Origin of the sequence: Paractinoplanes maris, from assembly GCF_023544465.1 — a bacterium.
In the GTDB taxonomy this organism is placed as follows: domain Bacteria; phylum Actinomycetota; class Actinomycetes; order Mycobacteriales; family Micromonosporaceae; genus Actinoplanes; species Actinoplanes maris.
Genome location: NZ_JALPVL010000013.1, coordinates 171,867 through 196,197 on the forward strand (window position 1 = coordinate 171,867; position 24,331 = coordinate 196,197).

20 protein-coding genes, 2 tRNA genes and 1 pseudogene are annotated in these 24,331 nt (G+C 68.0%); 11 read left to right on the plus strand and 12 right to left on the minus strand.

The features are described 5' to 3' along the window. Positions 1-40 precede the first annotated feature (40 nt). The 4 genes from NAG42_RS33960 to NAG42_RS33975 form a co-directional block, all read right to left on the minus strand. A complete protein-coding gene (locus NAG42_RS33960; RefSeq protein ID WP_250036079.1) occupies positions 41-925 on the minus strand; it encodes a hypothetical protein in 885 nt (294 codons plus the stop codon). After that, positions 922-3,141 carry a hypothetical protein gene (locus NAG42_RS33965; RefSeq protein ID WP_250036080.1) on the minus strand — a complete coding sequence of 740 codons (2,220 nt, stop codon included), beginning with the start codon at positions 3,139-3,141 and terminating at the stop codon, positions 922-924. Before NAG42_RS33965 ends, NAG42_RS33960 begins: the two co-directional genes overlap by 4 nt. Next, complete coding sequence (locus NAG42_RS33970) at positions 3,134-3,886, minus strand: hypothetical protein (RefSeq protein ID WP_308201227.1); 753 nt, start codon at positions 3,884-3,886, stop codon at positions 3,134-3,136. Before NAG42_RS33970 ends, NAG42_RS33965 begins: the two co-directional genes overlap by 8 nt. Positions 3,887-4,028: 142 nt before the next feature. Beyond that, positions 4,029-4,166 (minus strand): hypothetical protein, encoded by a 138-nt coding sequence (locus tag NAG42_RS33975; protein WP_250036082.1) that lies wholly within the window; start codon positions 4,164-4,166, stop codon positions 4,029-4,031. A gap of 89 nt (positions 4,167-4,255) precedes the next feature. Here NAG42_RS33975 and NAG42_RS33980 point away from each other — a divergent pair, with 89 nt between their 5' ends. Continuing rightward, positions 4,256-4,942 carry a Crp/Fnr family transcriptional regulator gene (locus NAG42_RS33980; protein WP_250036083.1) on the plus strand — a complete coding sequence of 229 codons (687 nt, stop codon included), beginning with the start codon at positions 4,256-4,258 and terminating at the stop codon, positions 4,940-4,942. A gap of 38 nt (positions 4,943-4,980) precedes the next feature. Here the strand turns inward: NAG42_RS33980 and NAG42_RS33985 are convergent, their stop codons facing one another. Both NAG42_RS33985 and NAG42_RS33990 read right to left on the minus strand, forming a co-directional pair. Then, positions 4,981-5,313 carry a hypothetical protein gene (locus NAG42_RS33985; protein WP_250036084.1) on the minus strand — a complete coding sequence of 111 codons (333 nt, stop codon included), beginning with the start codon at positions 5,311-5,313 and terminating at the stop codon, positions 4,981-4,983. Between the two features lie 5 nt (positions 5,314-5,318). After that, positions 5,319-5,657, minus strand: a complete 339-nt coding sequence (locus tag NAG42_RS33990) for a hypothetical protein (RefSeq protein ID WP_250036085.1) — start codon at positions 5,655-5,657, stop codon at positions 5,319-5,321. 940 nt (positions 5,658-6,597) lie between these two features. Here NAG42_RS33990 and NAG42_RS33995 point away from each other — a divergent pair. Both NAG42_RS33995 and NAG42_RS34000 read left to right on the plus strand, forming a co-directional pair. Continuing rightward, complete coding sequence (locus NAG42_RS33995) at positions 6,598-7,512, plus strand: sugar phosphate isomerase/epimerase family protein (protein ID WP_250036086.1); 915 nt, start codon at positions 6,598-6,600, stop codon at positions 7,510-7,512. Positions 7,513-7,666: 154 nt separating this feature from the next. After that, positions 7,667-8,671, plus strand: a complete 1,005-nt coding sequence (locus tag NAG42_RS34000; RefSeq protein WP_250036087.1) for a sugar phosphate isomerase/epimerase family protein — start codon at positions 7,667-7,669, stop codon at positions 8,669-8,671. A 62-nt stretch (positions 8,672-8,733) separates the two neighbouring features. Here the strand turns inward: NAG42_RS34000 and NAG42_RS34005 are convergent, their stop codons facing one another. Beyond that, the gene (locus NAG42_RS34005) at positions 8,734-9,066 is read right to left on the minus strand and encodes a hypothetical protein (protein ID WP_250036088.1); all 333 of its coding nucleotides are present in this window, start codon (positions 9,064-9,066) and stop codon (positions 8,734-8,736) included. 186 nt (positions 9,067-9,252) lie between these two features. On the opposite strand from NAG42_RS34005, the gene NAG42_RS34010 reads away from it, so the two are divergent. The 7 genes and pseudogenes from NAG42_RS34010 (at position 9,253) to NAG42_RS34040 (ending at position 18,139) form a co-directional block, all read left to right on the plus strand. Continuing rightward, positions 9,253-9,325: transfer RNA gene (locus NAG42_RS34010), tRNA-Asn, on the plus strand. A gap of 656 nt (positions 9,326-9,981) precedes the next feature. Next, complete coding sequence (locus tag NAG42_RS34015) at positions 9,982-11,169, plus strand: glycoside hydrolase family 64 protein (RefSeq protein ID WP_250036089.1); 1,188 nt, start codon at positions 9,982-9,984, stop codon at positions 11,167-11,169. 123 nt (positions 11,170-11,292) lie between these two features. After that, positions 11,293-11,901 (plus strand): annotated as a pseudogene (locus tag NAG42_RS34020) (chitinase); the annotation flags it as partial. A gap of 161 nt (positions 11,902-12,062) precedes the next feature. Then, a complete protein-coding gene (locus tag NAG42_RS34025; protein WP_250036090.1) occupies positions 12,063-13,325 on the plus strand; it encodes an NAD(P)/FAD-dependent oxidoreductase in 1,263 nt (420 codons plus the stop codon). 56 nt (positions 13,326-13,381) lie between these two features. Next, a tRNA-Ile gene (locus NAG42_RS34030) sits at positions 13,382-13,455 on the plus strand. A 1,079-nt stretch (positions 13,456-14,534) separates the two neighbouring features. Continuing rightward, the gene (locus tag NAG42_RS34035; protein WP_250036091.1) at positions 14,535-15,461 is read left to right on the plus strand and encodes a hypothetical protein; all 927 of its coding nucleotides are present in this window, start codon (positions 14,535-14,537) and stop codon (positions 15,459-15,461) included. A gap of 551 nt (positions 15,462-16,012) precedes the next feature. Next, entirely contained in the window at positions 16,013-18,139 is a 2,127-nt protein-coding gene (locus tag NAG42_RS34040; RefSeq protein WP_250036093.1) for an MMPL family transporter, read from the plus strand. A gap of 89 nt (positions 18,140-18,228) precedes the next feature. On the opposite strand, the gene NAG42_RS34045 is transcribed toward NAG42_RS34040, so the two are convergent. From NAG42_RS34045 to NAG42_RS34060, 4 genes are all read right to left on the minus strand, one after another. Next, entirely contained in the window at positions 18,229-19,680 is a 1,452-nt protein-coding gene (locus tag NAG42_RS34045; RefSeq protein WP_250036095.1) for a HAMP domain-containing sensor histidine kinase, read from the minus strand. Beyond that, a complete protein-coding gene (locus NAG42_RS34050; RefSeq protein WP_250036097.1) occupies positions 19,677-20,360 on the minus strand; it encodes a response regulator transcription factor in 684 nt (227 codons plus the stop codon). The genes NAG42_RS34045 and NAG42_RS34050 overlap by 4 nt, the downstream gene beginning before the upstream one ends. A 106-nt stretch (positions 20,361-20,466) precedes the next feature. Beyond that, positions 20,467-21,213, minus strand: a complete 747-nt coding sequence (locus tag NAG42_RS34055) for a DUF899 family protein (protein ID WP_250036099.1) — start codon at positions 21,211-21,213, stop codon at positions 20,467-20,469. 74 nt (positions 21,214-21,287) lie between these two features. Next, positions 21,288-22,805 carry a LuxR C-terminal-related transcriptional regulator gene (locus NAG42_RS34060; RefSeq protein ID WP_250036102.1) on the minus strand — a complete coding sequence of 506 codons (1,518 nt, stop codon included), beginning with the start codon at positions 22,803-22,805 and terminating at the stop codon, positions 21,288-21,290. A 76-nt stretch (positions 22,806-22,881) separates the two neighbouring features. Here NAG42_RS34060 and NAG42_RS34065 point away from each other — a divergent pair, with 76 nt between their 5' ends. After that, on the plus strand, positions 22,882-23,559 hold the full coding sequence (locus tag NAG42_RS34065) for a hypothetical protein (RefSeq protein ID WP_250036104.1): 678 nt from the start codon (positions 22,882-22,884) through the stop codon (positions 23,557-23,559). Positions 23,560-23,565: 6 nt separating this feature from the next. On the opposite strand, the gene NAG42_RS34070 is transcribed toward NAG42_RS34065, so the two are convergent. Beyond that, a complete protein-coding gene (locus NAG42_RS34070; protein WP_250036106.1) occupies positions 23,566-24,276 on the minus strand; it encodes an SDR family oxidoreductase in 711 nt (236 codons plus the stop codon). Positions 24,277-24,331: the final 55 nt, after the last annotated feature.

A 24,331-nucleotide genomic window follows, 5' to 3' on the forward strand; every position in this document is an offset into this window, starting at 1 on the left:
CGGGCCCAGGCGACGTCCGCCCGGTTCCCGGCAGCTGCGTCTATGGTCGTTGCCCGTTGACCGATGTGGTGGGCTGCTCGAACATGCGGTCCGCGCGGCGCTCCAGCCGTTCCTTGAGGGCGTTGAAATGGTCGTCCCGTTCGAAAGCGTCGCCGTCGGTCACCTTCTGAGTCATCAGGGTCTCGAGCTTGTCGGCCGCGGCCTTTCTCTCTGCCACGATCTTGCGGACGACGTCGGCCAGCTCCTTCTCGGTCAGCTCAGCGGCGCCGTCGGCAACGGGGCTGCCCAGAAGGTCGGCGAGGATGGTCGCCCATTGGTGGCTCAGCTTCTCGGCATACTCAGCGCGCCGTGTCTGCACGTCGTGTTCGCAGTCGATCTTTATCAGCTGTTCCCAATAGGGCTGAACGGCCAGCTTGACCTGCTCATCCAGTTCGATCCAGACATAGGGGCGGCAAGTCAACGAGGTCCCTCGCCAACTGAACCGCCAGGGCGCCTCCTCGGCGAGCTGCTGCTGCAGTTCTCTTTCCAGCTGCTCGGCGTGGTGTGCCGGGTGTTGTCGTGCCCGCTGCGCGGCAAGTGCTTTGAGGCGCCGTGTCGCAAAGGGCATGAGGGACTCGATGGAACTGGAGAGCTCGGCCTGATAAAGCCCGTCGGAGCCCCAGACGAAGGTTCCGTGAACCCGAAAGGTGAAGATGTAGCCGCTGGCTGGGACGACCATCGGCGACCCGAGCCGGCGTCGACCGGTCAGCTTTCCTGGTGGTGGTGGTGGCGGTGCCGGAGAGACCGGGATGACCGGGGACGGCTCCGCCTCCTGAGCGGGTGGGCTGAACCAGGCCACAAGGGTCCGCCACATGCGGCCCAGCCAGGCGCTGAAGCGCAGCCACCTACTGACCGATGGGGACACCGACTCGGTTTCCGCGTTCATGAGTCCCACCTCCTTTGCTGATGTGTCCAGTCCGGAAGTTCGCCACGGAATCCAGACGTCTTCGTCATGTAGAAGTTGATGCGCCGACGTGCTGTCGATCTTGCGAAGATCGCGTCGAGAAGCTGTATGACATAGGGCCGCAACTCGCGGTTGGCGTCGGCTTGACGAATCCACCGAGCCAGCGCGTCGGCGGCGGCCGGTGCCGTGCTGGACTCGTAGAACGCGATCAGCCAGAGAGGACCGAGGAGGTCAGCTTCGATGTGCCCATCGACCAAACGGCTGAGGAGTTCGTACCGCGAATCGAGCGATTCGGGATCGACCCTTGTGGTGAGCTTCAGAAGCGCCCGTACAGCGTGCGCCTGTAACAGCGGGTCTCGGGGCGCGGTTCTTGCGGTGGCCGGTGGCGGCCGAAGCGCGGCCCATTCAGCGAGCTCGGCAAGAATGAAGGATGCCCGGTCAGGTCTATACAGTTGATTCACCGCGGCAGCCACCACCCGGCTTCCGCGTTGACCAGGGTCCTTGGCAATGCGGGCCAGGTCGAGCATGCTCCAGGCCAAAACGGTTTGTTCGAGTCCGCTTACGTATACCCGCGCGGCAGTGTCCCGTTGAAGATTGCGCGAACCGGAACACCATTCGCTCAACTTGGCCCGGACCTGGGGCCGAACGTCGCCGGCCATGTCGGAGAGGGTCATGGTCCAGGCCGCAGCCTGTCGCACAGCTGGCCTTCGTGATCCCGCCCAGCGGTCGACGAGGTCGTGATGGACCCGATCGAAATCATGGTGAACGAGGACACCGGCGGTTTCCGCGGCTGCCCGCCTCATGACGTTGTCGCCCTCTTCAACCAGGCGATCCAGCCAGTGCAGGAGTGATCTACGAGTGCCGTCGAAGTCGTGCCAGGCCACGTCGATGATAGATCCGCGCAGTCCCGGGTCTCTGATCCATGCCGTCCGGGTGGTGCCCCCTTCTGCATCGCCCGCCTGACGTCCAGCTTCCCAATCCTGCCGCAACTCGTCGCCGAGCAGGTCTTGGACCGGATGTTGCAAAGCCATGCTGCCCCATTCCGGGCGCAGCGCCGCACTGTCGATTTCTCTGAGGAGCCAGTCGGCAGCCTCGAACACGTAATGCAGTGGCCTTCGGTAGAACACCGCGTAGGACAGGCGAAAAGCTCGTTCATGTTGGCCCGCCCGGCGGCCTCGGGTAGTGGATGTCTCCTTACCGGGAAGAAGGATGGCGGTAGCTCGTTCCCGCCGTCGAGGTTGCGAGCGGTTGAGGACCAAGCGCAGAGCCCCCTCGTCGTCCGGATCAACCTTGGCGATCGCCCGGGCGATCGCCACGCATTCCTTGGGGCCGGACGCCGCTTTGAGCTCGACTGCCACGTCTTCGGTCAGGTAACGCTCGGCGTTGCCGCGATTTGCCGGTGGAAGCGATGCCTGCAGGTGTCTGCGAAAAACCTCGGTTTGGTCGGGCGCCTCATGACGGACTTCGGCCCCCTGCTGAAGGTCGCCCCGTCGAGCTCCCTCATCCCTGATCAGCAGTAGGGTCGAGCGTCGCTTGCGGAACAGGGGCGCCAGCATGCGCATCGTGTCAGTAGCGCCATCACCGGAGAGTCGCAGAATAAAGCCACTCTCCTCGGGCAACCTGTCCGGTTTCGCGGTAAGGGCTTCGGGCGGGACTTCGTTCGGCAACGCGACCTCGTAGATATGGCCGGGTTTGTATCGGCGATACAGCGCCGCCCGCGCTGAACTGTAGCGGCCTGAGTTTCTGAGCCCCACCAGGCACACTGCTGCGCGCTGCGACAGGAACTCGTCGAGCTGCACGTCCGACTTGGTCGGCACGTAAACTTCCGCCAAGCTTTTGAGGCCGGGAACCTCGCCGATGATCGGATCCAGCGGTCGCTTCCCGTGGAAGTTGTACATGGTGTTGTTGCTGCCCAACTGGGTCGGTCCGTGCGCCGTCGTATCGGTGTAGAGGTCCCCGAACATTTCGTCCGCCACCCGTGGGTCGACCCGCACAGAGTCCGAGTCGATGGGTGTGGTCTCCTCACCGTCCACGTCCACGTCCACGTCCACGTCTGCGTCGGCAAGAGGCGGTGAGCTCACCGCGGCACTTTCGGCGACGAGAGGCAAGTCTCGGGTTGGCACTTCCGTGGCTTCCGACTGGGATCCCGCCGCCGGATCCGGCTCGGGGAGCAACTTCTCGGACTCGTCGTCACTCATTGGAGTTCCGCATCGTGTTCTGATTCCCGAACTGTGCCGGGCCGTGCGTGGTGATCCCGCTGAAAACCTGACCGATCGGATCCGTCGGCCTCGGAGCTGCGGTTGCCTCGGCCGGTGAAGTGGCCGGCATGCCATAAGCGGCCTCATCCGTCGCATCACCCGCGGCGTTCTCGCCTGGGACGTAGATCCAGGCGGCAGCGCTGAAACGTTTGTCAGGAATCTCGGCGCGGACCGCCTTGAACTGCTCTGGACGCAGATCGCGATAGTGCTCGATCACCTCGTGATACATCGAGTCGGAGACGATGAGTGCTACGTCGGCGCCTGAGAAGCGCCGAAGTGCGCGTTTCAACTCAGGCGAATCCACGAGCCGGCAGACATGGATGACGGCGTCGCTGGGAAACCCGTTGGCGCCGTCCAGGTGCACCAAGCCTTGGTGAACCGCCAGGCGGAGCCGGACCTTGGCTTCCTTACGGAGACCTTGGTTGTGCTCACGAAGCCGCCGATCGGCCGCAGGAGCGAGCTTGGCGGCGACGGTCCGCTCGCTGGTACCAGTGGGCAGGATGGCGAGCTCACCGTCGCCGGCCTGCTGGATGAGCCAATCGATGCGATCCAGGCCCGCATCCGCGGCGGCTCCGTCCATGATCCGCCGAAACGCAGTTTGCGCCTGATGTTGCAAGAGGTTGTTGCGCTTGCTGTAGCTCTCCATATCTGCAGCGACGACCACACGACGATGCGGATCCTGTATGTCGGGCACGTGGATTCACCCCTCGGGGAGCGGGTTGATGTGTCCTTCCTCTCTACCGGCTCGGCACGACGGACGATTACGTACATCTATGGGTTGTCCGGATTCTGCTCCTCGGTGTGAAGGTGTAGGGGGTCCCTGCAAGTCACGATCCGTCAGGCCGACTCGAAAGGCCCGGGTCCTGCTCGGCTCGCTGGGCGGTATGACGATGATCGTCGTGCAGCAGGCGCAGGTACTTGATCGTCGGCGCCGCGGCGGCCGGCGTGCTCGTCGCGGCAGTCATCACCATGACCGTCGCGATGTAGCAAAGAAGCTCTGAACGTGCTGTAGTCAACTGCACACTCGGCGTTACCTCAATGTGTGGAGGCGTGCTTGACCAAGTCGCCGTGGTTGCCAGGAACGTTGCTCGGCAGGCTCGATGAGACCAGCCGTCAGGAGTTTCTCCAGCTCGGGATGTTGCGAACCGCGGCCGCTTCGAGCGCGATCCTCCAGGAAGGGATGCGGGAGTCGCATGTGATCCTTCTTAGTGATGGATTGACCAAGGTGACGGCGGCCATGATGGATGGTCGCCATGCTCTGCTCGATGTGCGTGTGTCGGGCGACCTCGTGGGGGAGATCTCCGCCCTGAACGGAACTCCGCGATCGGCGACCGTGACGACATGCCGCGCCTCGACTCTTCGCGTCATCCACCGCAATGAGTTCCGTGCTTTCTTGCGTACGCACCCCGACGCCGCGATGGCGATCGCCGGCATCGTGGCTGATCGGCTTCGCATGGCGAACCGTCGCCGTGTCGACTTCGCTTCGTATCCGGTGAGGGTGCGCCTCGCCCGCATCCTGTGGGAGATTGCGATGGCGTACGGCCACCGGGAACGGGAGGGCATCGTCGTCGACATCCACCTGACTCAGAGCGAACTCGCCACCATGTGCGGGGCAGCCGAGATCACCCTTCAGAAAGCGCTGCGAGAGCTGAGAAACTCAGGCGTCGTGGCAACGGGTTATCGGCAGGTGATCGTTCGAGACGCCGACTCCCTCCAGCGCTGTGCCGATGTCGCGGTTTGACGGTGTAGTTCGCATCTGCGGCGTCGGCTCTGGTGCCTTTACTCGTCCTCCGCGGTGTAGGGATCGGTAGGAATCAGCCTGATGTCGGGGATGGCGGCGGCTCGTTGCTCTGGCGTCGCGTCGAAGGAGAGCATCTCGGCGCCTTCAGGAATGCCGACCCGGGAGAGAAAGATGCCGTTGCGACCGACGTCGCACCACAGCGTGGCAAAGCCGATTCTGTTCGTCGGACTGCCCGTGTAGGTGATGTGCAACTGGCCGGCGTCGCCGTCCGGGCAGGGCACGTCGGCCTGCTCGGGCCAGGCGTCCCGGATTTTGGTGAACGCTTCGAACCACGCTTCCCAGGTGCGCTGAGACTCAGTCATCTCGGCCATGCGATCTACTCCGCTTCCAGCAGGTGTCTGTGCGCCTGCCACCATCGTTCCTCATGGGCGTATGCCCGGCTTTCGGAGGCGGCGCGAGCCGCCTCATCCCACGGGAAGTCCTTGCCTTCGCGGAGTTCGTCGAGATGGAATCGCTCATGAGCGAGGGTGCGAGCCAGTTGCTCCTCGTTCATGAATGCGTCGCGGGCCAGCTTGATCTCGCCGTCGGGCATGGTCACACCGAAGAACTCCCGGCCCGGGCCGGATCCTCGGCGGATCTTGTCCAGGGAGAACCTGACGCTGTCCATGTCGATCCCATACTTCGCTGCGACCGCCAGCACATTCTCCCGGCTCATGAGGACCTTTTGACCGTTGCGGACGATGCCATCGCCCTCTCGGTGCAGCCCTACCTCCGGTGATGTCGGTTTACGACGTGCCGGTTCGCCGTCAACACTTGAACGTCCTGCTCTTGCGACTTCAGTGACGGCGCTGTGTGCCTGTGTCACGGTGCCGGCCGCCCTGGCAGGCGTCGAACGGCTATCGCGTCCATGACTCTTTGGCGGCGCTCCGCCCGCCTGAGGCGCGTCGCTGTGTGGGTTTCTGGGGCGTTCAGTCAAGGCTTCGTCCGGTCGGCAAAGCTGTCCACAACCGCGAAAATAACAAGCGGTGTCTATTGGTTCGGCAGTCGCCGTAACCCGGGCGTCCGAAGCCCCGCGAGGTGCGAGAGCGTTGCTCGGCCGGTTACCCGTGTTCAGCACCGCGGTCCGCGCGCCGCGGCGCAGTGTCAACGCGGGACTAGCGTTCGCCGCTGCCGATTGCTCGTGCAGGGTGCCTCTCGGTTGACCAGGCGGGGCCTGGCTACCCAGCTAGTGAGCACCTCGCTGACGCACGGGACAAAGATCCAATGGCATTCGCACGCGTGATCGTTCGGTGCATGCCCGAATATTCACATCGTGCACATCCATCGAGCTCCGTGGAACCGATTCGGCGGCACCCTTTCCGGTTCTACTGGCAGGTCACTATGGGCGTGAGGATCGACCCCTGCCAATTAAACGGGGGGTCGTCGATCATGTTGTGGCCGGTCACGGCGTCGCACGGTCCGTACGCCGCTGATCCTGAGAACGCATGACTCTCGTATCCGTGGGCAGGTGATTCCACGGATGGAGACGACATGACAACGCGCAAGCCCGCCACGCGCGCGTCGAGCGCAGGTCGCCACATGGTCCATACTGGATCAGTGAGCACGTGCGGATGCACGTGCAGATGCGCCGGTGCTCTTGTCCGGGGAGGACTCTGATGCGGCTGAGACATCCATCCGGCCGCATCGTGCATCTTTCCTGTGGGCTCACCGCGGCGACGACCGGCAATCTACCGGCTGTCGTGGCGCAACTCGACACGTACGGCGCGGTTCGCGCCCGGCTCGGCGCCGAGTCCCTCGGTGTGAGCCTCTGGCTTCCCCCCGCGCTCGCCGCCGCCCTCGCCGTCGAGAGCCGCGCCCGCACCCGGCTTCGTGCCGAACTCGACGCCCGTCGGCTCGACGTCGTCACGATGAGCGGCGCGCCCTTCGACGAGGGCGGCGGCGAGACCCCCGCCTGGAACGAGCCGGCCCGCCGGGAATACACCCTCGACCTCGCCCGCATCCTGCTCGACCTGCTCGACGAGGACGCGGTCCGGGGCAACGTCAGCACCATCGGCATCGGCCCGTCCGAGGGCTGGGGCGAGCCGGAGGAGAAGGCCACCGCGGGCATCCTGCGCCGCCTCTCGCACGGGCTGGCCGACCTCGCCTGGCAGAACGGCCGAGCCGTACGGGTCGGCTTCCAGCCCGCCGCCGGCCGGGTGCTCGACACCCCCGAGCAGACGGTGGCCGCGCTCAGCCGCATCGACAAGGACCGGCTCGGCGTCTGCCTCGACCTCGGCCACGCCGCCGAGCACTGGTCCGACCCGGCCGCCGGCATCGAGACCCTGACCGACGCCGGCCTGGCCATCGTCGAGGTGCGGCTCAGCGCCGTGGCCGGCTCCACGACGGGCGCCTGGCGCGAGGGCCTCGACCGGCTGTTCGGCCGGCAGGGCCCGCTCACCGAGAACCTCACGCTCGTGAGCCGCGCGCCGGATCAGCCGGTCGAGCAGATCGCCGGCGACGTCGCGTACCTGTTGGCCGAGCTCGCCGCCCTCGGCCTCGCGCCGGAAAATGAGCCCTGCCCCGCACGGTGAAATCCGTCTAGAGTCGGTGCTGGCGCTGCCGTGACGGGCGGACCGGGCCGGGAGGCGCAACTCCCGCCGGTCGCGACGTCCGGCCCGGTCGCGCCGCCGGGCGGTCTTCCCTCGCCGCCCACCTTTACCTGCTCTTTTCCGAGGGAGAAAGACCATGGCGCGACCCATCACGCTCTTCACCGGCCAGTGGGCCGACCTGCCCTTCGACGAGGTCTGCCGGTTGGCTTCCGAGTGGGGCTACGACGGGCTCGAGATCGCCTGCTGGGGTGATCACTTCGAGGTCGACCGGGCGCTCGCCGAGCCCGACTACATCGACCGCAAGCGCGAGCAACTCGCCAAGTACAACCTCAAGGTCTACGCGATCAGCAACCACCTGGTCGGCCAGGCGGTCTGCGACCACCCGATCGACGAGCGGCACCAGGACATCCTGCCTGCTGACATCTGGGGCGACGGCGACCCCGAGGGCGTACGGCAGCGGTCCGCCGAGCGGATGAAGGACACCGCCCGGGCGGCGGCTCGCCTGGGTGTGAAGACGGTCGTCGGCTTCACCGGCTCGTCGATCTGGCACACCGTGGCCATGTTCCCGCCCGTGCCGCCGGCCATGATCGAGCGCGGCTACCAGGACTTCGCCGACCGGTGGAACCCGATCCTCGACGTGTTCGACGAGGTCGGCGTGCGGTTCGCGCACGAGGTCCACCCCAGCGAGATCGCGTACGACTACTGGACCACCCGGCGCGCCCTGGAAGCCATCGGCAACCGGCCGGCCTTCGGGCTCAACTGGGACCCGTCGCACTTCGTGTGGCAGGACCTCGACCCGGTCAACTTCATCCTCGAGTTCAAGGACCGGATCTACCACGTCGACTGCAAGGACGCCAAGGTGCGCACCGGCGACGGGCGGCGCGGCCGGATGAGCTCCCACCTGCCCTGGGCCGACCTGCGGCGCGGCTGGGACTTCGTCTCCACCGGCCACGGCGACGTGCCGTGGGAAGACTGCTTCCGCGCGCTGAACGCGATCGGCTACGACGGCCCGATCTCCATCGAATGGGAGGACGCGGGCATGGACCGCCTGCTCGGCGCGCCCGAGGCGCTGCAGTTCGTGCGGCGGCTTGCCTTCGACGCCCCGACGGCGGCCTTCGACGCGGCGTTCTCGCGGTCGTAACGGACATGGCTGAGGCCGCCCTCGACGTTGAGGGCGGCCTCAGAGCCTTGATCGGCAGGCGATCAGAGGGTGGAGCTGGAGGGCTTGCTGTTCGAGGAGGCGAGCGGCTGGGTCAGGTCCGAGTCGCTGCTCAGGCTCGAGTCGCTGCTCGTGCTCGACGTCGACGAGGTCGTGGACAGCTTCTCACCCAGCTTGGACGACTGGATCTTGTCCTTGCTCTCGCTGTAGAGCTTGTTGGCCTGCGCCTGGGCCACACCGGCGGCCTCCTGGACCGTCGGGTGCTCCCACACCTTCTTGGCGTTGGTCGCGATCTCCTCGTACTTCTCCCGGCCGGCACGGCTGCCCAGGACGAAGCCCGCCGCGAGACCGGTGATGAACATCAGCTTTCCGCGCATGATGGCGGCTCCTTCCGTTCGTGACGCGCGTGCGTCGTTGCTCGGTGCATACCCATGCTGCCGGTTTCGTACTCCTGCACGCAGCGTTTCACCCTGGTTCGGCGCGCCAGGGAACCCCTTGGCCACCAGACGGTCCGGTCATGTACTCTGTTCTCCGGCACCGAGAAAGCCGCGGTGCTGGTGCGATCCCCTGTAGCTCAATTGGCAGAGCAGCCGGCTGTTAACCGGCAGGTTATTGGTTCGAGTCCAATCGGGGGAGCGAGTCGGCGGGGCCCTCTGTTCGCGGAATGCGCGAACCGGGGGCCTTTGTCGCATGTCTGCTCAGGGGGCCGAGCCCCCTGAAACCCCACGGTGCGGTGGCTGCGCTCCGGCTTCTGCTTGCGCTGGGTGCGTTGGGCTCGCGCTGCGCGCTCGGGTTGCCTTCGCGCTGTGCGCTCGGCCGCGGTGGGTTGGGCTTCGCGCTGTGCGCTCGGCCGCGGTGGGTTGGGCTTCGCGCTGTGCGCTCGGCTGCGGTGGGTTGGTCTTCGCGCTGTGCGCTCGGCCGCCGTTGCGCTTGGGGCTCAGTTGTGGCTCACGGCTGGGTTGCGCTTCGTGTTGGTTGGCGCTCGGGGCGGGTTGCTGGTGGGTGCCCTGATGTTGGGGAACATTTGCCCCTTTGTGGTTCGAGATGTCGTCTGACCTGCGGAGATGGGCCTTCGTCGGGGTGGTGTGGTGCCGTGTGGTACGGGGGGTGGGCATCGATTGACATGGTGGGGTGGCGGGGTCAGGGTGTGAGAGCGCTCTCGTGGATGACGGAGCGTTACGGCCGGGGTGCGACCCCCTTCCTTGTCCGCCCCCGAAGCGCTCCGGTCGGTGCGGGATCCCCTCCGGTGCGCCGGGCCTGCGCCAACCCGGGGGCCGGACTGTGGAGTGCCTATGCGTCGCAAGCGCAAATCCCTGCTCGTGGCGGCCGTCGCGGCGGTTGCCGTGTCCGCCGCCGTCGCGGTTGTCCCCAACGCGAGCGCGGCCGGACCCGACCTGCTGCCGCTGACCGTCACCAACGACTCGGGGCGTGGTGAGGGCGTTCACCTGTATGTCCTGGGCGAATCCGGTGGACGGCTCGGCTACGTGACCGAAGGCGGCACGTTCACGCCGTGGCCGGCCGGTGGGAACCCGCCGGTGCCGGCGCCCGACGTGGCGATCGACGGGCCGGGCAACGGGGCCAGCAAGACGATCCAGGTGCCCAAGGGACTGTCCGGGCGCATGTACATGTCGTTCGGCGACAAGCTGAGCTTCAAGCTGGCCCAGGACGGCGGTCTCGTGCAGCCCGCGCCGTGGGCGGCCGGCGACCCGAACAGCGACATCCTGTTCGACTGGAGCGAGTTCACCTACAACGACTCCGGGGTGTTCCTCAACAGCTCCCAGGTCGACATGTTCGCCGTACCGCACAAGGTCAGCGTGACCGGCTCGGACGGCAACACGCTGGAGACCGGCGAGCTCAAGCCGGGCGGTCACAACGCCGTCGTCGACGGGCTCGAGGCGGACGCCGATTTCGCCAAGCTGGTGCAGACCCGGGCCGACGGCACCGTGCTGCGGGTCCTGTCACCCGGCAAGGGAGCCGACGCCGGCGGCTTCGACCCGGACTATCTGGCCGGCTACATCGATCGAGCCTGGTCCGCGTACGCAAATGCCGACCTCACCGTGAAGCCGTTCCTCGACCAGCCCGACAAGGTCTTCACCGGCCGCACCGCGGGCGATGTCATGACCTTCACCGACCGCACCGGGGCCCAGGTCGCCACTTTCACCAAGCCCACCACGGCGAACGTCTGGGGCTGCGACGGCAACCTCGGCGCGCCGAACGACCTGGTGGTCGGGCCGATCGCCCGCAGCCTGTGCGCGGCGCTGACCCGCGGCACCCTCGGGTCGCAGCCGGTCGAGCCCAGCACCGACCCGGCGACCTTCTATCGGAACGAGCCGACCAACGAGTACGCGAAACTGATCCACGCCAACATGGTCGACGGCAAGGCGTACGCGTTCGCCTTCGACGACGTCGCCAACCAGGAGTCGCTGGTCCACAGTGGCGACCCCACGTCCATCGGCATCACGCTGTCGCCCTTCAACTGAGCCCGGAGGCTGATCATGGCTAAGAGGAAATTGCTGGCCGCGGCCGCGTCCGTGGCAGTCGCCGCGGTGGCCGGTCTGGCCGCCCTGCTCCCGGGCACGGGCGCCTCGGCGGCGACCCTGCCGGTGTCCGAGTCCCAATTCCAGCAGATGTTCCCGAACAGGATCGACTTCTACTCGTACGCCGGACTGGTGGACGCCATGCAGAGGTTCCCGGAGTTCACCGGGACCGGTGGTGAGGACGTGCAGAAGCGGGAAGCCGCCGCGTTCCTCGCGAACATCAACCACGAGTCCGGCGGTCTGGTGTACGTCGAGGAGCTGAACCAGGCGAACTGGCCGCACTACTGTGACGGCACCCAGCCGTACGGATGCCCGGCTGGTCAGGACGCCTATCACGGGCGCGGGCCGATTCAGCTGAGCTGGAGCTTCAACTACAAGGCGGCGGGCGACGCCCTCGGCATCGACCTGCTCACCAACCCGGACCTGGTCAAGAACGACGCGTCGGTGGCCTGGCAGACCGGCCTTTGGTACTGGATGACGCAGACCGGGCCGGGCTCGATGACGCCGCACGCCGCGATGGCCGGTGGCGCGGGCTTCGGCCAGACCATCCGCAGCATCAACGGTGCGCTGGAGTGCGACGGCGGCAACCCGGCGCAGGTGCAGAGCCGCGTCGACGCCTACCAGCGGTTCGCGCAGATCCTCGGCGTGGACCCGGGCGGCAACCTGTCCTGCTGAACCTCCTTCACCCGGCCGGCACTGACGTTCGTCAGCGCCGGCCGGGCTTTCCCGAGGGGCAGGCGGGGGCGTACGTCCGTACGTCTTGGTCTTTCCGCTGCCGTGACCAGCGAGCGCGGTTAGTCTTGGGGCTGCCTGGTTCGTCCCCTTGTGAGGTGCACGTGTCGCAACCTGTTGAGGTGGACGTCGTCATCGTCGGCGGCGGTCTCGCCGGACTGTCCGCTGCCCGCCGTCTTGACCGCGCCGGGGTGGAGTGGCTGCTGGTCGAGGGCTCCGACCGGATCGGTGGCCGCGTCGCCACCGACGTCGTGGACGGCTGGCACTTCGACCGCGGGTTCCAGGTGCTCAACACGGCCTACCCACGGGTGCCCGCGCTGGTCGACATCGACGCGCTCGACATGCGCTACTTCAAGTCCGGGGCCCTGGTGCGCCGCGGTGGCGAGTTGCACCGGCTGGAAAACCCGCTGCGCGAGCCGCTGTCGGCCGCGCAGACCCTGAACGCGCACGTCGGCACGCTCAGCGACCGGCTGAAGTTCGCGGCGCTGGCCGCCCGCTGCGCGACGCTGCCCGCGTCCCGGCTGCTCGAAGCCCGCGAGACGACCGCCCAGGAGATGCTGCGCAAGGCCGGCTTGTCGCACCGCATGATCGAGGAAGTGCTGCGTCCCTTCTTCTCCGGGGTGTTCGCCGACCGCTCGCTCGAGACCTCCAGCCACGTCTTCGCGATGGTGCTCCGGTCCTTCGCCCGCGGCAAGATCGGCGTACCGGCGGCCGGTATGCAGGCCCTGCCGGCCGCGATCGCCGGCCCGCTGCCCTACCCCCAGCTGCTGATCGGCGCCCGCACCCTCGAGGTCAGCCCCGGCGTGGTGGTCACCGACGGCGGCCAGATCAACTGCCGGGCGGTGATCGTGGCAACCGGTCCGAGCGCGGCCTCCGAGCTGCTGCCGCAGGTGCCCCGCCCCGACATGCACGGCCTGACGACGTTCTACTTCGGCGCCGACCAGGCCCCCATCGACGAGCCCACCCTGCTCCTGGACGGCGACCGCCGCGAGATCATCGCCAACACCGCGGTGGTCAGCAACGCCGCCCCCGAGTACGCCCCGAACGGAAAGTCCCTGATCGCGGCGTCGGTGGTCGGTGTCTCAGCCCCGTCCTCAGCGTCCGAGACGGTCATCCGGGTCGAGCTGTCCCGCCTGTACGGCGTGCCGACCGACGACTGGGAGATGCTCGAGATGATCAGCATCCCGGAGGCGCTGCCCGCGGCCCGCGTCCCCCAGGCCCAGCTGCGCAAGCCGGTCGACCTGGGCGACGGCCTGTTCGTGGCCGGCGACCACCGCGACAGCCCGTCGATCCAGGGCGCGCTGGCCGGCGGATGGCGGACGGCCGGGGCCGTGCTTTCCTGGCTGGGCGCGCGGGTCGGCGTCTGAGCCGGGGAGATCGCTGGCTGTGGGTATGCGGCACGGGTTAGGATCGCCGCCGGTAAGGGGCGGTAGCTCAGTGGGTTAGAGCAGGGGACTCATAATCCCTCGGTCGCGGGTTCGAGTCCCGCCCGCCCCACTCATCTTGCCTGGGGGCGACCCCCAGACCCCACGGTGCGGTGGTCGCTCTGGGTGAGATGGTCGCGCCATCGCAAGGTCGCGGCCTCCTCCGGTCCTCCGCCGCACGACTAGTCCACAGGGTGGTCAGCGGTGGGGCACGCTTCGTAACTTGGCGCACGTAAGCAGGCGACCGGGTACACCCCGACGGCCGCGTACCTGTCTACGTTCAGATCGCCGACTACATCGAAGGCAACATCAAGACCGGCCGGTCAACCTTCTACGCGAACGGGACTTGGTCTACACCGTCCTGCAGCGAGGCACATTCGTCCGTCCGAGTTGAGTGCGTTGGGCGGAACGCCGATTCTGTTAAAACGACACCGACCTGATCCAGGCAGTAGAACGAGCCCGGCCGTGGCGATGTGGGACGAAGTGCTGTCGGTAGGGCAAACCCTGAACCCCCGCCCGCTTCCTGATAACGACTGAACGGCGAACTGGGTTTCCGAGATGGCGCTGTGCCACTTCACTAAAGCTTTCATTCATAGATTCACCACTCTCCCGAGCGAGTCGGCCCAATATGGTCATGAAGGTACTGGAAGACGGCCAGATACAGCCATCGTCGGGCCCCCTTCTGGGTCGCGCATCGGGTAGACGCAGCTATCGGGCCGATGTCGGCGTGACACGACTTGTGACGCGAACCGTAGGCATGTCCTGGAAATATGCGGGCTTAGGTGACCGTCTCGTAAGAGGAGCTGCAGGTAGAGGCTGCGGACCACTCGCATGGGCGCTCTCATAATCCCTCGGTCGCGGGTTCGAGTCCCGCCCGCCATGCCAGGCCGCGGTGGTCGGGCCCTCGCGGATCGGCTGGCAGATCGAGCCGCTCGCGCAGCCGGCCGGGTGGACGGGGCCGCTCGCGTTCACGGTGATGGCGGCGGGCTCGCTGCTGACCCGCGGACGTGGGCGCGACGATGCCGGCGGTCGCCCGCCCCGGGCGTAGCGTTAAAGAAACTTTAAGGAAGGCTCGCTCAGCGTCATGAACTGCTGCACATCGTTGCTCGTATCTCTCGGCACAAGCAGTACGGGACGAAGAGGGAGCGGTGCATGTATCGAGGCGGAGTCAGCAGCTATCGACGCCGAGTCAGTAGCCGGACGCGCAAGCTGGTGATTGGAGGTGCCGCCGCAGCGCTGCTCGGCTCGGCTCTCGCGGTCGGCACGGGGATGAGCCAGGCCGCCGAGCAGGGCAACGCCGGAGCCGGCTCCGGTAACATCAACGCTTTGGTGCCGGCGCTCGGTTTCAGCCCGGGCAATCCGAATGCGACGGCCGACCGCGTGGGCCCCACCGGGGTAAATGTTCCCGGTCGCTGCCCACCCACTCAAGCCCAAGTGAACGCGCAGGTAGCGCTCAAGAATGCGAACCTTCCGAGTGGGACGGACCTGGAAAGCCGCATCCAGCGCTTTGAAAAGACCTTGTCGGCGATTCAAGACTTGAAATGCCCCGCATCTTCCACGACTTTGCTGGGCCGCTTGAATTCGTTGACCGCGCTGCGCGCGAACGCGAACCGCGATGACGTCCTGCGTGGCTTGGGTGTGAACGAGACGCCAGCGGATAAAGCCGCCGCCACAGGATCCGGTGACGCGGCCGCGGGTGGAGCGACGGGGAACGCCGGAGCCGGCTCCGGTAACATCGACGCTTTGGTGCCGGCGCTGGGTTTCAGCCCGGGCAATCCGAATGCGACGGCCGACCGCGTGGGCCCCACCGGGGTAAATGTTCCCGGTCGCTGCCCGCCCACTCAAGCCCAAGTGAACGCGCAGGTAGCGCTCAAGAATGCGAACCTTCCGAGTGGGACGGACCTGGAAAGTCGCATCCAGCGTTTTGAAAAGACCTTGTCGGCGATTCAAGACTTGAAATGCCCCGCATCTTCCACGACTTTGCTGGGCCGCTTGAATTCGTTGACCGCGCTGCGCGCGAACGCGAACCGCGATGACGTCCTGCGTGGTCTGGGTGTGAACGAGACGCCAGCGGGATAAAGCCGCAGGGAATGCGGCGCCGTAAAACGCGCCAGCGAAACAAGCGGCTCGCAGAGCGGCGCCGCGGACAATGGCAACCTGATCCTTCGCGGATCCTGATCCACCGCACGGAACCGCCTCGCCGGAGGCCCTCGCACCACGGGGGGTCTCCGGCGCGTCCGTGTGTGGGCCATGCGCGCGGTGATCTTCGGCTACTTCGGCACGCTGACCGACCCCCGGCGCTGAGGAGTATCGCGAGCCCCTCGCGCACCGCACCAGCGAGCTGCTCGGCGTCTGCCGGCCACGGTTCCGGGAGGCGCTGGCCGGGAACTCGGCGAGCGCTCCGGCGGCATGGGCGTGTAGGCCTCGGCCATCTTCAGGTCCAGGAACCGCTCGCCGGCGCGCAGCGGCTGCGGTGGAGCTGACGACCCGCCCGCGCCGCACTGTCGGCGTCGTCGGGAGGAGGCGGCACCGCGGTACTACTTCCTGATCACCGGATTAACAGTCGTCTCAGATTCGCTCGGTACGAATTCGGCCTCAGACAAGTGATGCAACGCGTCAGGAGGCTATTGATGTCAGTGAACGCAGCGCCGTCCAGGGAAGCGCCACCCGGCCGGTGGGTGCCGTGGCTGGTGATCGGCTTGTGGCTGGTGCTGGCGGCGGTCATGGTGCCGTTGAGCGGAAAGCTGAGCTCGGTCACCACCGACAAAGCCGTGGACACCCTCCCGGCCAGTGCCGAGTCCACCAAGGTGGCGGTGTTGGAGGACAGTCGCCCCGGCGGCGAGGACAACACGTTCGTCTTCGTGTACCACCGCGCCGGCGCTTTGACCGACGCCGACCGCGCGACGGTCGAGCGCCACTACAACACCTTGGCCAAGCGGTACCCGCCGAAGACGGCCGGCGAGGACGACGACGGCTCACCGACGAGTCGGTCCACCGACGGCAAGGCGATGATGTTCACCCTCGAGGTGAGCATGACCTACGGCGGCCCGGAGGACATCGTCGGTCCGTTGCGTGACGCCGCCAAGGACCGCCCCGCCGGGCTGGAACTCGAGGTGACCGGCCCCGCCGCGATCGACGGCGACCTGGACGCCGTCTTCGACGGCATCGACCTGCAGGTCTTCCTCACCACCGTCATCGTCGTCACGCTCCTGCTCATCCTCACCTACCGCAGCCCGGTGTTGTGGTTCATCCCGCTCATGGCCGTGGGCGCGGCCGCACTGACCGCGATGGCGACCGTCTACCTGCTCGTCAAGGCTTTCGGCATCGTGGTCAACGACCAGAACTCGGCGCTGCTGACGATCCTGGTGTTCGGCGTCGGCACGGATTACGCGCTGTTGCTCATCGCTCGATATCGGGAGGCACTGCACCACCACGAGAACGTCCGGGTCGCGATGGTCCACGCGCTACGTGGCGCGGCGCCGGCCATCGTCGCGTCCGCGGCCACCGTGGTCGCCGGCCTGCTCTGCCTGCTCGTCGCGGACCTGAACAGCACCAGCGGTTTGGGCCCGATCGGGGCGGCCGGCATCCTGTGCGCGCTGGTGGCCATGCTGACGCTGTTCCCGGCGATGCTCGTGGTGCTCGGCCGGCGGATCTTCTGGCCGGCCATCCCGCGGTTCAGCACGGTCGTGGAGGAGAAGCCGGGGCTGTGGGGACGGCTCGGCACCGCCATCAGCCGCCGCCGGTGGGTGGCGACGCTCGGCTCGCTCGGAATCCTCGGCGTGCTCGCCGTCGGGCTGGCGGGCAACACCGGCGCCCTGCGGGCGCAGGACCAGTTCCTGGACGCGCCGGAGTCGGTCACCGGCTTCACCGTTCTGCGCCAGCACTTCCCGGAGCTCGGCGGCCAGCCGATGACGATCTTCACGCGACCGGCGTACCAGGAGCGGGTGCTCGACATCGTCAAGGGCACTCCCGGCGTGGCAGTGGCCGTTCCGGGCCAGACCAGCGGAGGCTGGGCCGACCTCTCCGTCTTCCCGACGGACGCGCCGGACACCGCTGCTGAGTACGACACCATCAAGCGGGTGCGCACCGCCGTGCACGCGGTGAACGGGGCGGAGGCGATCGTCGGCGGGCCGAGTGCGGAGAACCTCGACACCGAGGTGACCACCAGCCGTGACGAGAAGCTGGTGATCCCGCTGGTGCTCGCCGTCGTCCTGATCATCCTCGGGTTGTTGCTGCGCGCGATCGTGGCCCCGCTGGTCCTGATGGCCACCGTGATCGTCTCGTTCGCCGCGGCCTTCGGCGGCAGCGTGTTCGTCTTCGACACGATCCTCGGGTTCAAGGGTGTCGACTATTCGGTGCCGCTGCTGGCCTTCCTGTTCCTGGTGGCGCTCGGCGTCGACTACAACATTTTCCTGGCCAGCCGGGCCCGCGAGGAAACCGTGCGTCTCGGCACCAGAGACGGCATGCTCAAAGCCCTCTCCGCCACCGGTGGCGTCATCACCTCGGCCGGCCTGGTCCTGGCGGCCACGTTCGCGGTCCTAGCCACGCTTCCGCTGGTGATGCTGATCGAGGTCGGGTTCCTGGTCGCCTTCGGCGTGCTGCTCGACGCCCTGCTGGTGCGATCGGTCCTGGTGCCCGCCCTCACCCTGCTGATCGGCCGGCGGATCTGGTGGCCGAGCCGGCTGTCCCGACCGGAGGAACTGCCGGACCGTCGACGGCCGCTCGTGGACGATAAGGAGCCCGCGCTGCAACGGTGAGCGCGGCGGCACGTACGAGATCCGGGACGGGGCCAGACCCGTCCCGGATTTTCTCCATGGCCGAAGGCCGCCGCCCCACCGGGGCGGGATCAGCTCACCGCGGTGTCCTCCCCGGCGGTGAGCCGGGCGCTCGGGGTGGGCGGGGCCGCGGCCGGAAGGTCGAGCCGAAGCAGCGCGCCACCGCGTGCGGAACGGGCGACGGTGGCCTGGCCGCCGTGGGCGTCGACGACCCGCCGTACGATCGACAGCCCCAGACCGGATCCCGGCAACGCCCGGGCGCTGTCGGCACGGTAGAACCGGTCGAACACCCGCGGTACGTCCGCGGCGTCGATGCCCGGCCCGGCGTCGTCGACCTCGAGCACCGCCGACGCGTCCTCGGCACGGAGCCGGACCTGGACCGGCTGGTCCGCGGGGGACCACTTGCCGGCGTTGTCGATGAGGTTGAGCACCGCCCGTTGGAGCGCGGCGGGACGCCCGCTCACCCACACGGAGGTCACGTCGAGCGCGACCTCGATGTCGGGCACGCGGGAACGCGCCTGGATCGCGGCCGTCACCACCACGTCGGCGAGGTCGAGCACCTCGGTGTTCTCGTCGCTGACGTCACCGCGCGCCAGGTCGGTCAGCTCGGCGGCCAGGGTGCTCAACTCAGCCACCTGGGCACCGAGATCGTTGAGCAGCCGGGTCCGGCTCTCCGCCGGCAGTGCGCTGTCCAGGGTGCCGCGCCGATCGAGCCGGATCAGCAGCTCCACGTTGAGGCGCAGGCTGGTGAGGGGCGTCTTGAGCTCATGGGCGGCGTCCTCGGCGAGCAGCCGCTGGGCCCGCCGGGAGTCCCGGAGCGCGGCGAGCATGTCGTTGATCGATTGGATCAGCCGCCGGATCTCGCCGCCGCCCTCGTTCGGGATGTCGGCGTCGAGATCCCGGGTGCGCGCGACCCGGACCGCGGCGGCGGTCAGCCGGTCGATCGGTGCCAGCGCGGTCCGCGCCACGGTTCGCCCGACAAAGGCGCCGCCGACCACGCAGAACAACCCGATCAGCAGCATGCCGAACCCGAACTGGTTGATCGGGCTGTCGTCGGCGAGGCGGGCCACTTGGACCGCGCCGTCGCCCGCCCGGAGCGTGTAGATGATGTAGCCGTCGTCCCAGTCGGTCGACTCCAGCAGGTCGGTCGACGCGCCCTGTGCCACGCGCCCGGCGTGCTCGCTGACACGGGGCAGCGCGGGTTGGCCGGCCGGCGTGCGGATCGAGCCATCCGACAGGATGACCCGCACCAGCCGACCGGATCCGGGATACGGCGGTAGCTCGACCTGCGCCGGACCGGCGCGCTCCGCGTTCGTCGCCAGGACATGGGAGTCGGCGCGCAGCTGATTGTCGGCGGTCTCCCGCAGCTTCCGGTCCATCAGTTCACTGGCCACCTGGAAGGCCACGAACACGCTGACCGCGATGGCCGTCGCCGCGATCACCGTCAGCCTGGTCCGCAGGGACCGCCGGCGCCACCAACGGGTCAGCCGGCGCGAACCCCGGCCGGCAGCGCCCCGGCTCACGGAGGAGTCTCCCGCAACGTGTATCCCAGGCCGCGCAGCGTGTAGATCAATCGCGGCTCACCCTCGGCCTCCATCTTGCGGCGCAGGTAGCTCACGTACACCTGGAGGTTGTTGGCGGTGGCGCTCATGTCGAATCCCCAGATCGCCTCGAACAGCGCGTCGCGGGTCAACACCCGGGTCGCGTTGCGCACGAGGACCTGCAGCAGGGAGAACTCGGTCCGGGTCAGGCGCAGCGGCCGCCCGCCCCGCCACGCCTCGAACCGGTCGGGATCGAGCCGGACGTCGGCGAACGACAGGATCGGCGACTCCGCGTCGCCCGGCGCGCGCCGGCGCAGCAGGGCCCGCACCCGGGCCAGCAACTCCTCGGTGGCGAACGGCTTGGGCAGGTAGTCGTCGGCGCCCGCGTCCAGCCCCGCGACCCGGTCGGAGACCTGGTCACGCGCGGTCAGCATCAGCACCGGCAGATCCCGGCCCGCGGCCCGCAACCGCCGGCAGGTCTCCAACCCGCCGAGGCGGGGCATCATCACGTCGAGGATCAACAGATCGAGCGCGTCACCGCCGGCCCCCTCGACCCCGTCGAGCACAGCGAGACCGCTGGCGACGCTGCTGGTGTCATAACCCTCGACCTGCAGCACCCGCTCCAGCGACTCCCGGATGGCCGCCTCGTCATCCGCGATCATGATCCGCACGCCGGCCCGCCCCCTTCCCGTCGATACTTTGCCGCTCACTCTCCCTGATCAACCTGAGGCCAGTATTAGAGCTGTCGCCCTTGTGGTGCCCGCAGGCTCAGTGGCAGTGGTGCTCGCCGCCGCCGGCCTCGGTCGTGCCGAGATCGTCGTCCCGGCCGGCGGCCAGGCGCGCCCACTGCGACGTGGGTCGCCCGTCGAGGCGGAACTGGTCGCCGTCAACACGGAAGCGTCGGGGCCAGCCTTCCGGCGAGTCCTCCCACTGCTCCTGGCGGCCGTGCACAGTCATGTCGAGCATCCCGTACGTGGGTGCCATCGGCTCGACGCCGCGGCCGGTGGTCCAGTAGGTCTCGAAGACCTGGTCGCCGTCGCGCAGGTAGCACGCCTTCATGCCGAACTCCCGGCCGGCCAGCAGCGGACCGACCGATTCCGTGGGCACCGAGTACCAGGGCGCCGGCCAGCCCATGAAGTCCCGGTAGCGCCTGCTCTCCTCGATCGGCCCCTGGCCGAGAACGGCGAACGTGACGTCCCGCGAGTGCAGGTAGGACAACTCGAGAACCTGGCCGTTGAAGAAGGTGCAGCCCTCGCACTGATCGGCGGCGGACCGGCCGGTGTGCCACATGTGGTACGACGCGAACAGCTGCGTCCGGCCCTCGAAGACGTCGATCAGTGGAACCGGCCCGTCCACCCCGGTCAGCGGCGTCGACGGGTCGACCTCGACCATCGGCAGCCGCCGCCGCGCCGCGGCAATGGCATCGCCGTCACGGGTGTGTGCCTTCTCCCGCACCCGGAGTTCGTCGAGCTGCTTCTGCCAGGTTTCGCGATCGGTGATCGGTGGTGTGGACAAGACTGCCTCCTCGTGTCGGATTCACACCCAGGTCGAAGGAGGCGGCCAGTTTTCGACATACCGGCGCCCGCACCTCAGCGGCCCTCGGTTCTGTCATCGGGGTCGCGATACCAGACGGCGAGTGCGGTGCGTGAGGTCAGCAGGAGTTTGTGCAGGATGCGGCTGACATGATTTTCGACTGTTCGCTCGGAGAGGGTCAGTCGTGCGGCTATGGTCGCGTTCGTCAGGCCCTCGGCTACCAGGGCGGCGATCTCGTTCTCGCGGGAAGTCAGGGCTGGGTTTCGGTTTGCCGGGCTCAGCCACGTTTCGATGTCGCGGGCCAGCGGCGTCATGCCGAGCCGTCGCGCCAGGCCCATCGCCAGGTCGGCGTGGTCGCGGCCGGCTCGGGTGCGGGGTCCGAGCAGCTGGGCCAGCTCGGCGCGGGCGGCTGCGGCCTTCGGGGGTGACTCGGCCCGTTGCGCCGCTTCGAGAGCGTCAGTGAGGTGCTGCTTCGCGGCGTCTGCGCGACCCAGCAGCCGGGCCAGCTTGCCCAGGGCGAGGGCGACCGGGCCTCCGTACGGGCCGTAGGCGTGGGCAATCGCATGGAGGCCGTCGTAGGGCAGGAGGATCTCGTAGAGCTTCTGCGCGGTCGTGGTGTCTCGCAACGACAGGCAGACATCGGCATTGCCGACCGCGGCGATCAGGAACTCCGGTGTGTGGGCCGGCATCCGCGTCACGTACGGCGCGAGCGCGTGCCACAGTTCGGCCGCCTCCTCGGAACGACCGGCGGCGACCAGTGCGGCACAGAGCCAGCCGCGGGCCTGGAAGGGAAGGTGGCCGACCACTTCGCGTACGGCAAGGGTCACCTCCTCGATGCGCGCACCGGTTTCCCTGGCGGCGTCGAACTCGAAGACCAGATGCAGGTAGCTCGCCTCGCCGCCGGGCCGGCCGACCGCGCGGGCCTCGTCGGCCAGGAGTGACGCCTCGGCGTAGCGGCCCCGCCGGAGGTCTTCCGAAGCGCGGGTCAGCAGGAGCAGCGAGCGCCAGTCCGGGCCGAGCCGTTCCGCGAGGGCTCCGGCCAACGCGATCTCGTCGTGCAGTTCGGCGAACCGGCCCAGCGTCGCCCAGGCATCCATCCGCCAGCGGCGGCCCCACGCCTCGTACTCCAGTTCGGCTGTGCGGCGCCCCAGATCGATCGCCCGCTGAGCCAGGGCGAGACGCTCCTCGGCGTGCGCGGCGTTCAGCAGGGCACCGACGCGGGCCTGCAGGCCGAGGAAGACGGTTTCCGGATCGTCCTCACCGGAGTGGGCGGCCGGGGGCTGATCGGCCTGGAAGGAGTCGCGGGTCGCGTCGAGCTGGGCGCGTACCCGGGAGGATCGGACCGGGTCCGCGTCACCCAGCGCGGCCAGCGCCTCGGCCGCGAGGGCATGCACCCGCGCGCGGACGGCCGGGTCGAGCGGACGCCGGATCAGCACCGCGGCATCGGCGAGGGTGGCTACGTCGCCGGCCGCGCGACTGAGGTCGGCCAGGCTGACACAGAGGATCGAGGCCTCCGCGACCTCGCCGGCGCGGTACAGCGCTCGGGCCCGTTCCAGCAGCTCCGCCGCGTTCATGAGGTCACTTTAGGGACAAGGGGTTGAGTGGTTCCACGGATGTGGTCACGGCCGGGTGATTCGTAGCGTCACACCCATGACTGAGAACTGGACGGGTACGGCGGCGGTCCGGCTGCGGACGCTGGGACTGATCACCGTGATCGCGAGTCTGATCGGCGCCGCCTGCGCGGTCGCCGTTCTGGCCTGGCCGCCACAGGTCGGCACTGATTGGTACAGCTATCCCTTCGATGCCACCGGCTACGCCGTCGCCCAGTCCTTCTTCGCCCTGCACCACATCGGCATCCTCGTGGGCCTGTATGGCCTCGCGCGACTGGCCTGGCCGCGCGCGAGTCGCTCGACGAAGGCCGGCCTGGTCATCGCGGCCGTGGGGATGGTCCTGCTCATGGTCTGCGAGCTCTTCGCCATCACGGCGGCGAAGGCTCAGGTGGGCACGCCGGCCGCGGATGCGGTCGACAACGCGTACGGGGCTCCGATGATTTTGATCGGCGCCGGGATGGTGCTCGCTGGGGTGGGCCTGGTTCGCCGGCCCGTGTTCCCCGGGTGGGGGCGGTGGATACCGCTGGTGCTCGGCATCTATGTCTTCGTGCCGCTGTTCCCGGCTGTGTTCGGGCCGATGGTGCTGGGCCGCATCGCCATCGGCGTCTGGTTCGCGATCTTCGCCGCGCTCGGTGTCGCCCTGATGAGAGCCGGCACCGTTGCCGTGCCCACTGACAGCGGGAGGCCGGCCGGCGAACCGACTGGGGTTCGCCGGTGACCGGTGTCAGCCGAAAAGGGCGGCGGGAATGTCGGCGTAGAACAGGGCGGGGTCGCGGGAGAGAGAGGCCTTGACGTTGGCGGTGGGGGAGTCGGCGATCACTTCGAGCTGGCCCGCTTCCAGACCGTCCAGGGCCATGGTCACCACGTCCAGGGGCGGAAGTTTTTCGATGTCGTAGCCGGCCATCATGTCGGTGTCGGCAATCGCCAGCGCGAGGGCGGTGACCTGGGTCTTCTGGTCGGCCAGCTCGAGCCGGATGCCGTTGGTGAGTGACCATTCGGCGGCCTTGGAGGCGGCGTAGCCGTTGCTCGACGGGGCGAAGGCGTACCAGCTCAGTGCCGAGATGACGTTGAGGATGGCCCCGCCGGCCAGCTGGGGGGCGAAGGCGCGGGTGACGTTGAGAGTGCCCCAGAAGTTGGTCTCGAACTCGCGGCGGATGTTGTCCGTGGACGGGCCCAGCAGCGGGGCCTCGGTGGAGATGCCGGCGTTGTTGATCAGGATGTCGAGGTCACCCACCTCGGCCGCGGCGGCCTCGATGGACGCCTGGTCGGTGATGTCCAACCGGAGGGGGACGACGCCGGGGACGGTGATGCTGTCGGGGCGCCGGGCGGTGGCGTAGACGGTGGTGGCGCCGCGGGCGACCAGAGCCTCGGCGAAGGCTTTGCCGAGTCCGCGGTTGGCGCCGGTGACGAGAGCTTTTGTGCCGTTGATCTGCATACGGCCACCTTAAAACCTCACGTTGACGTCAGAGGCAAGTGATGCGAGGTGGGTC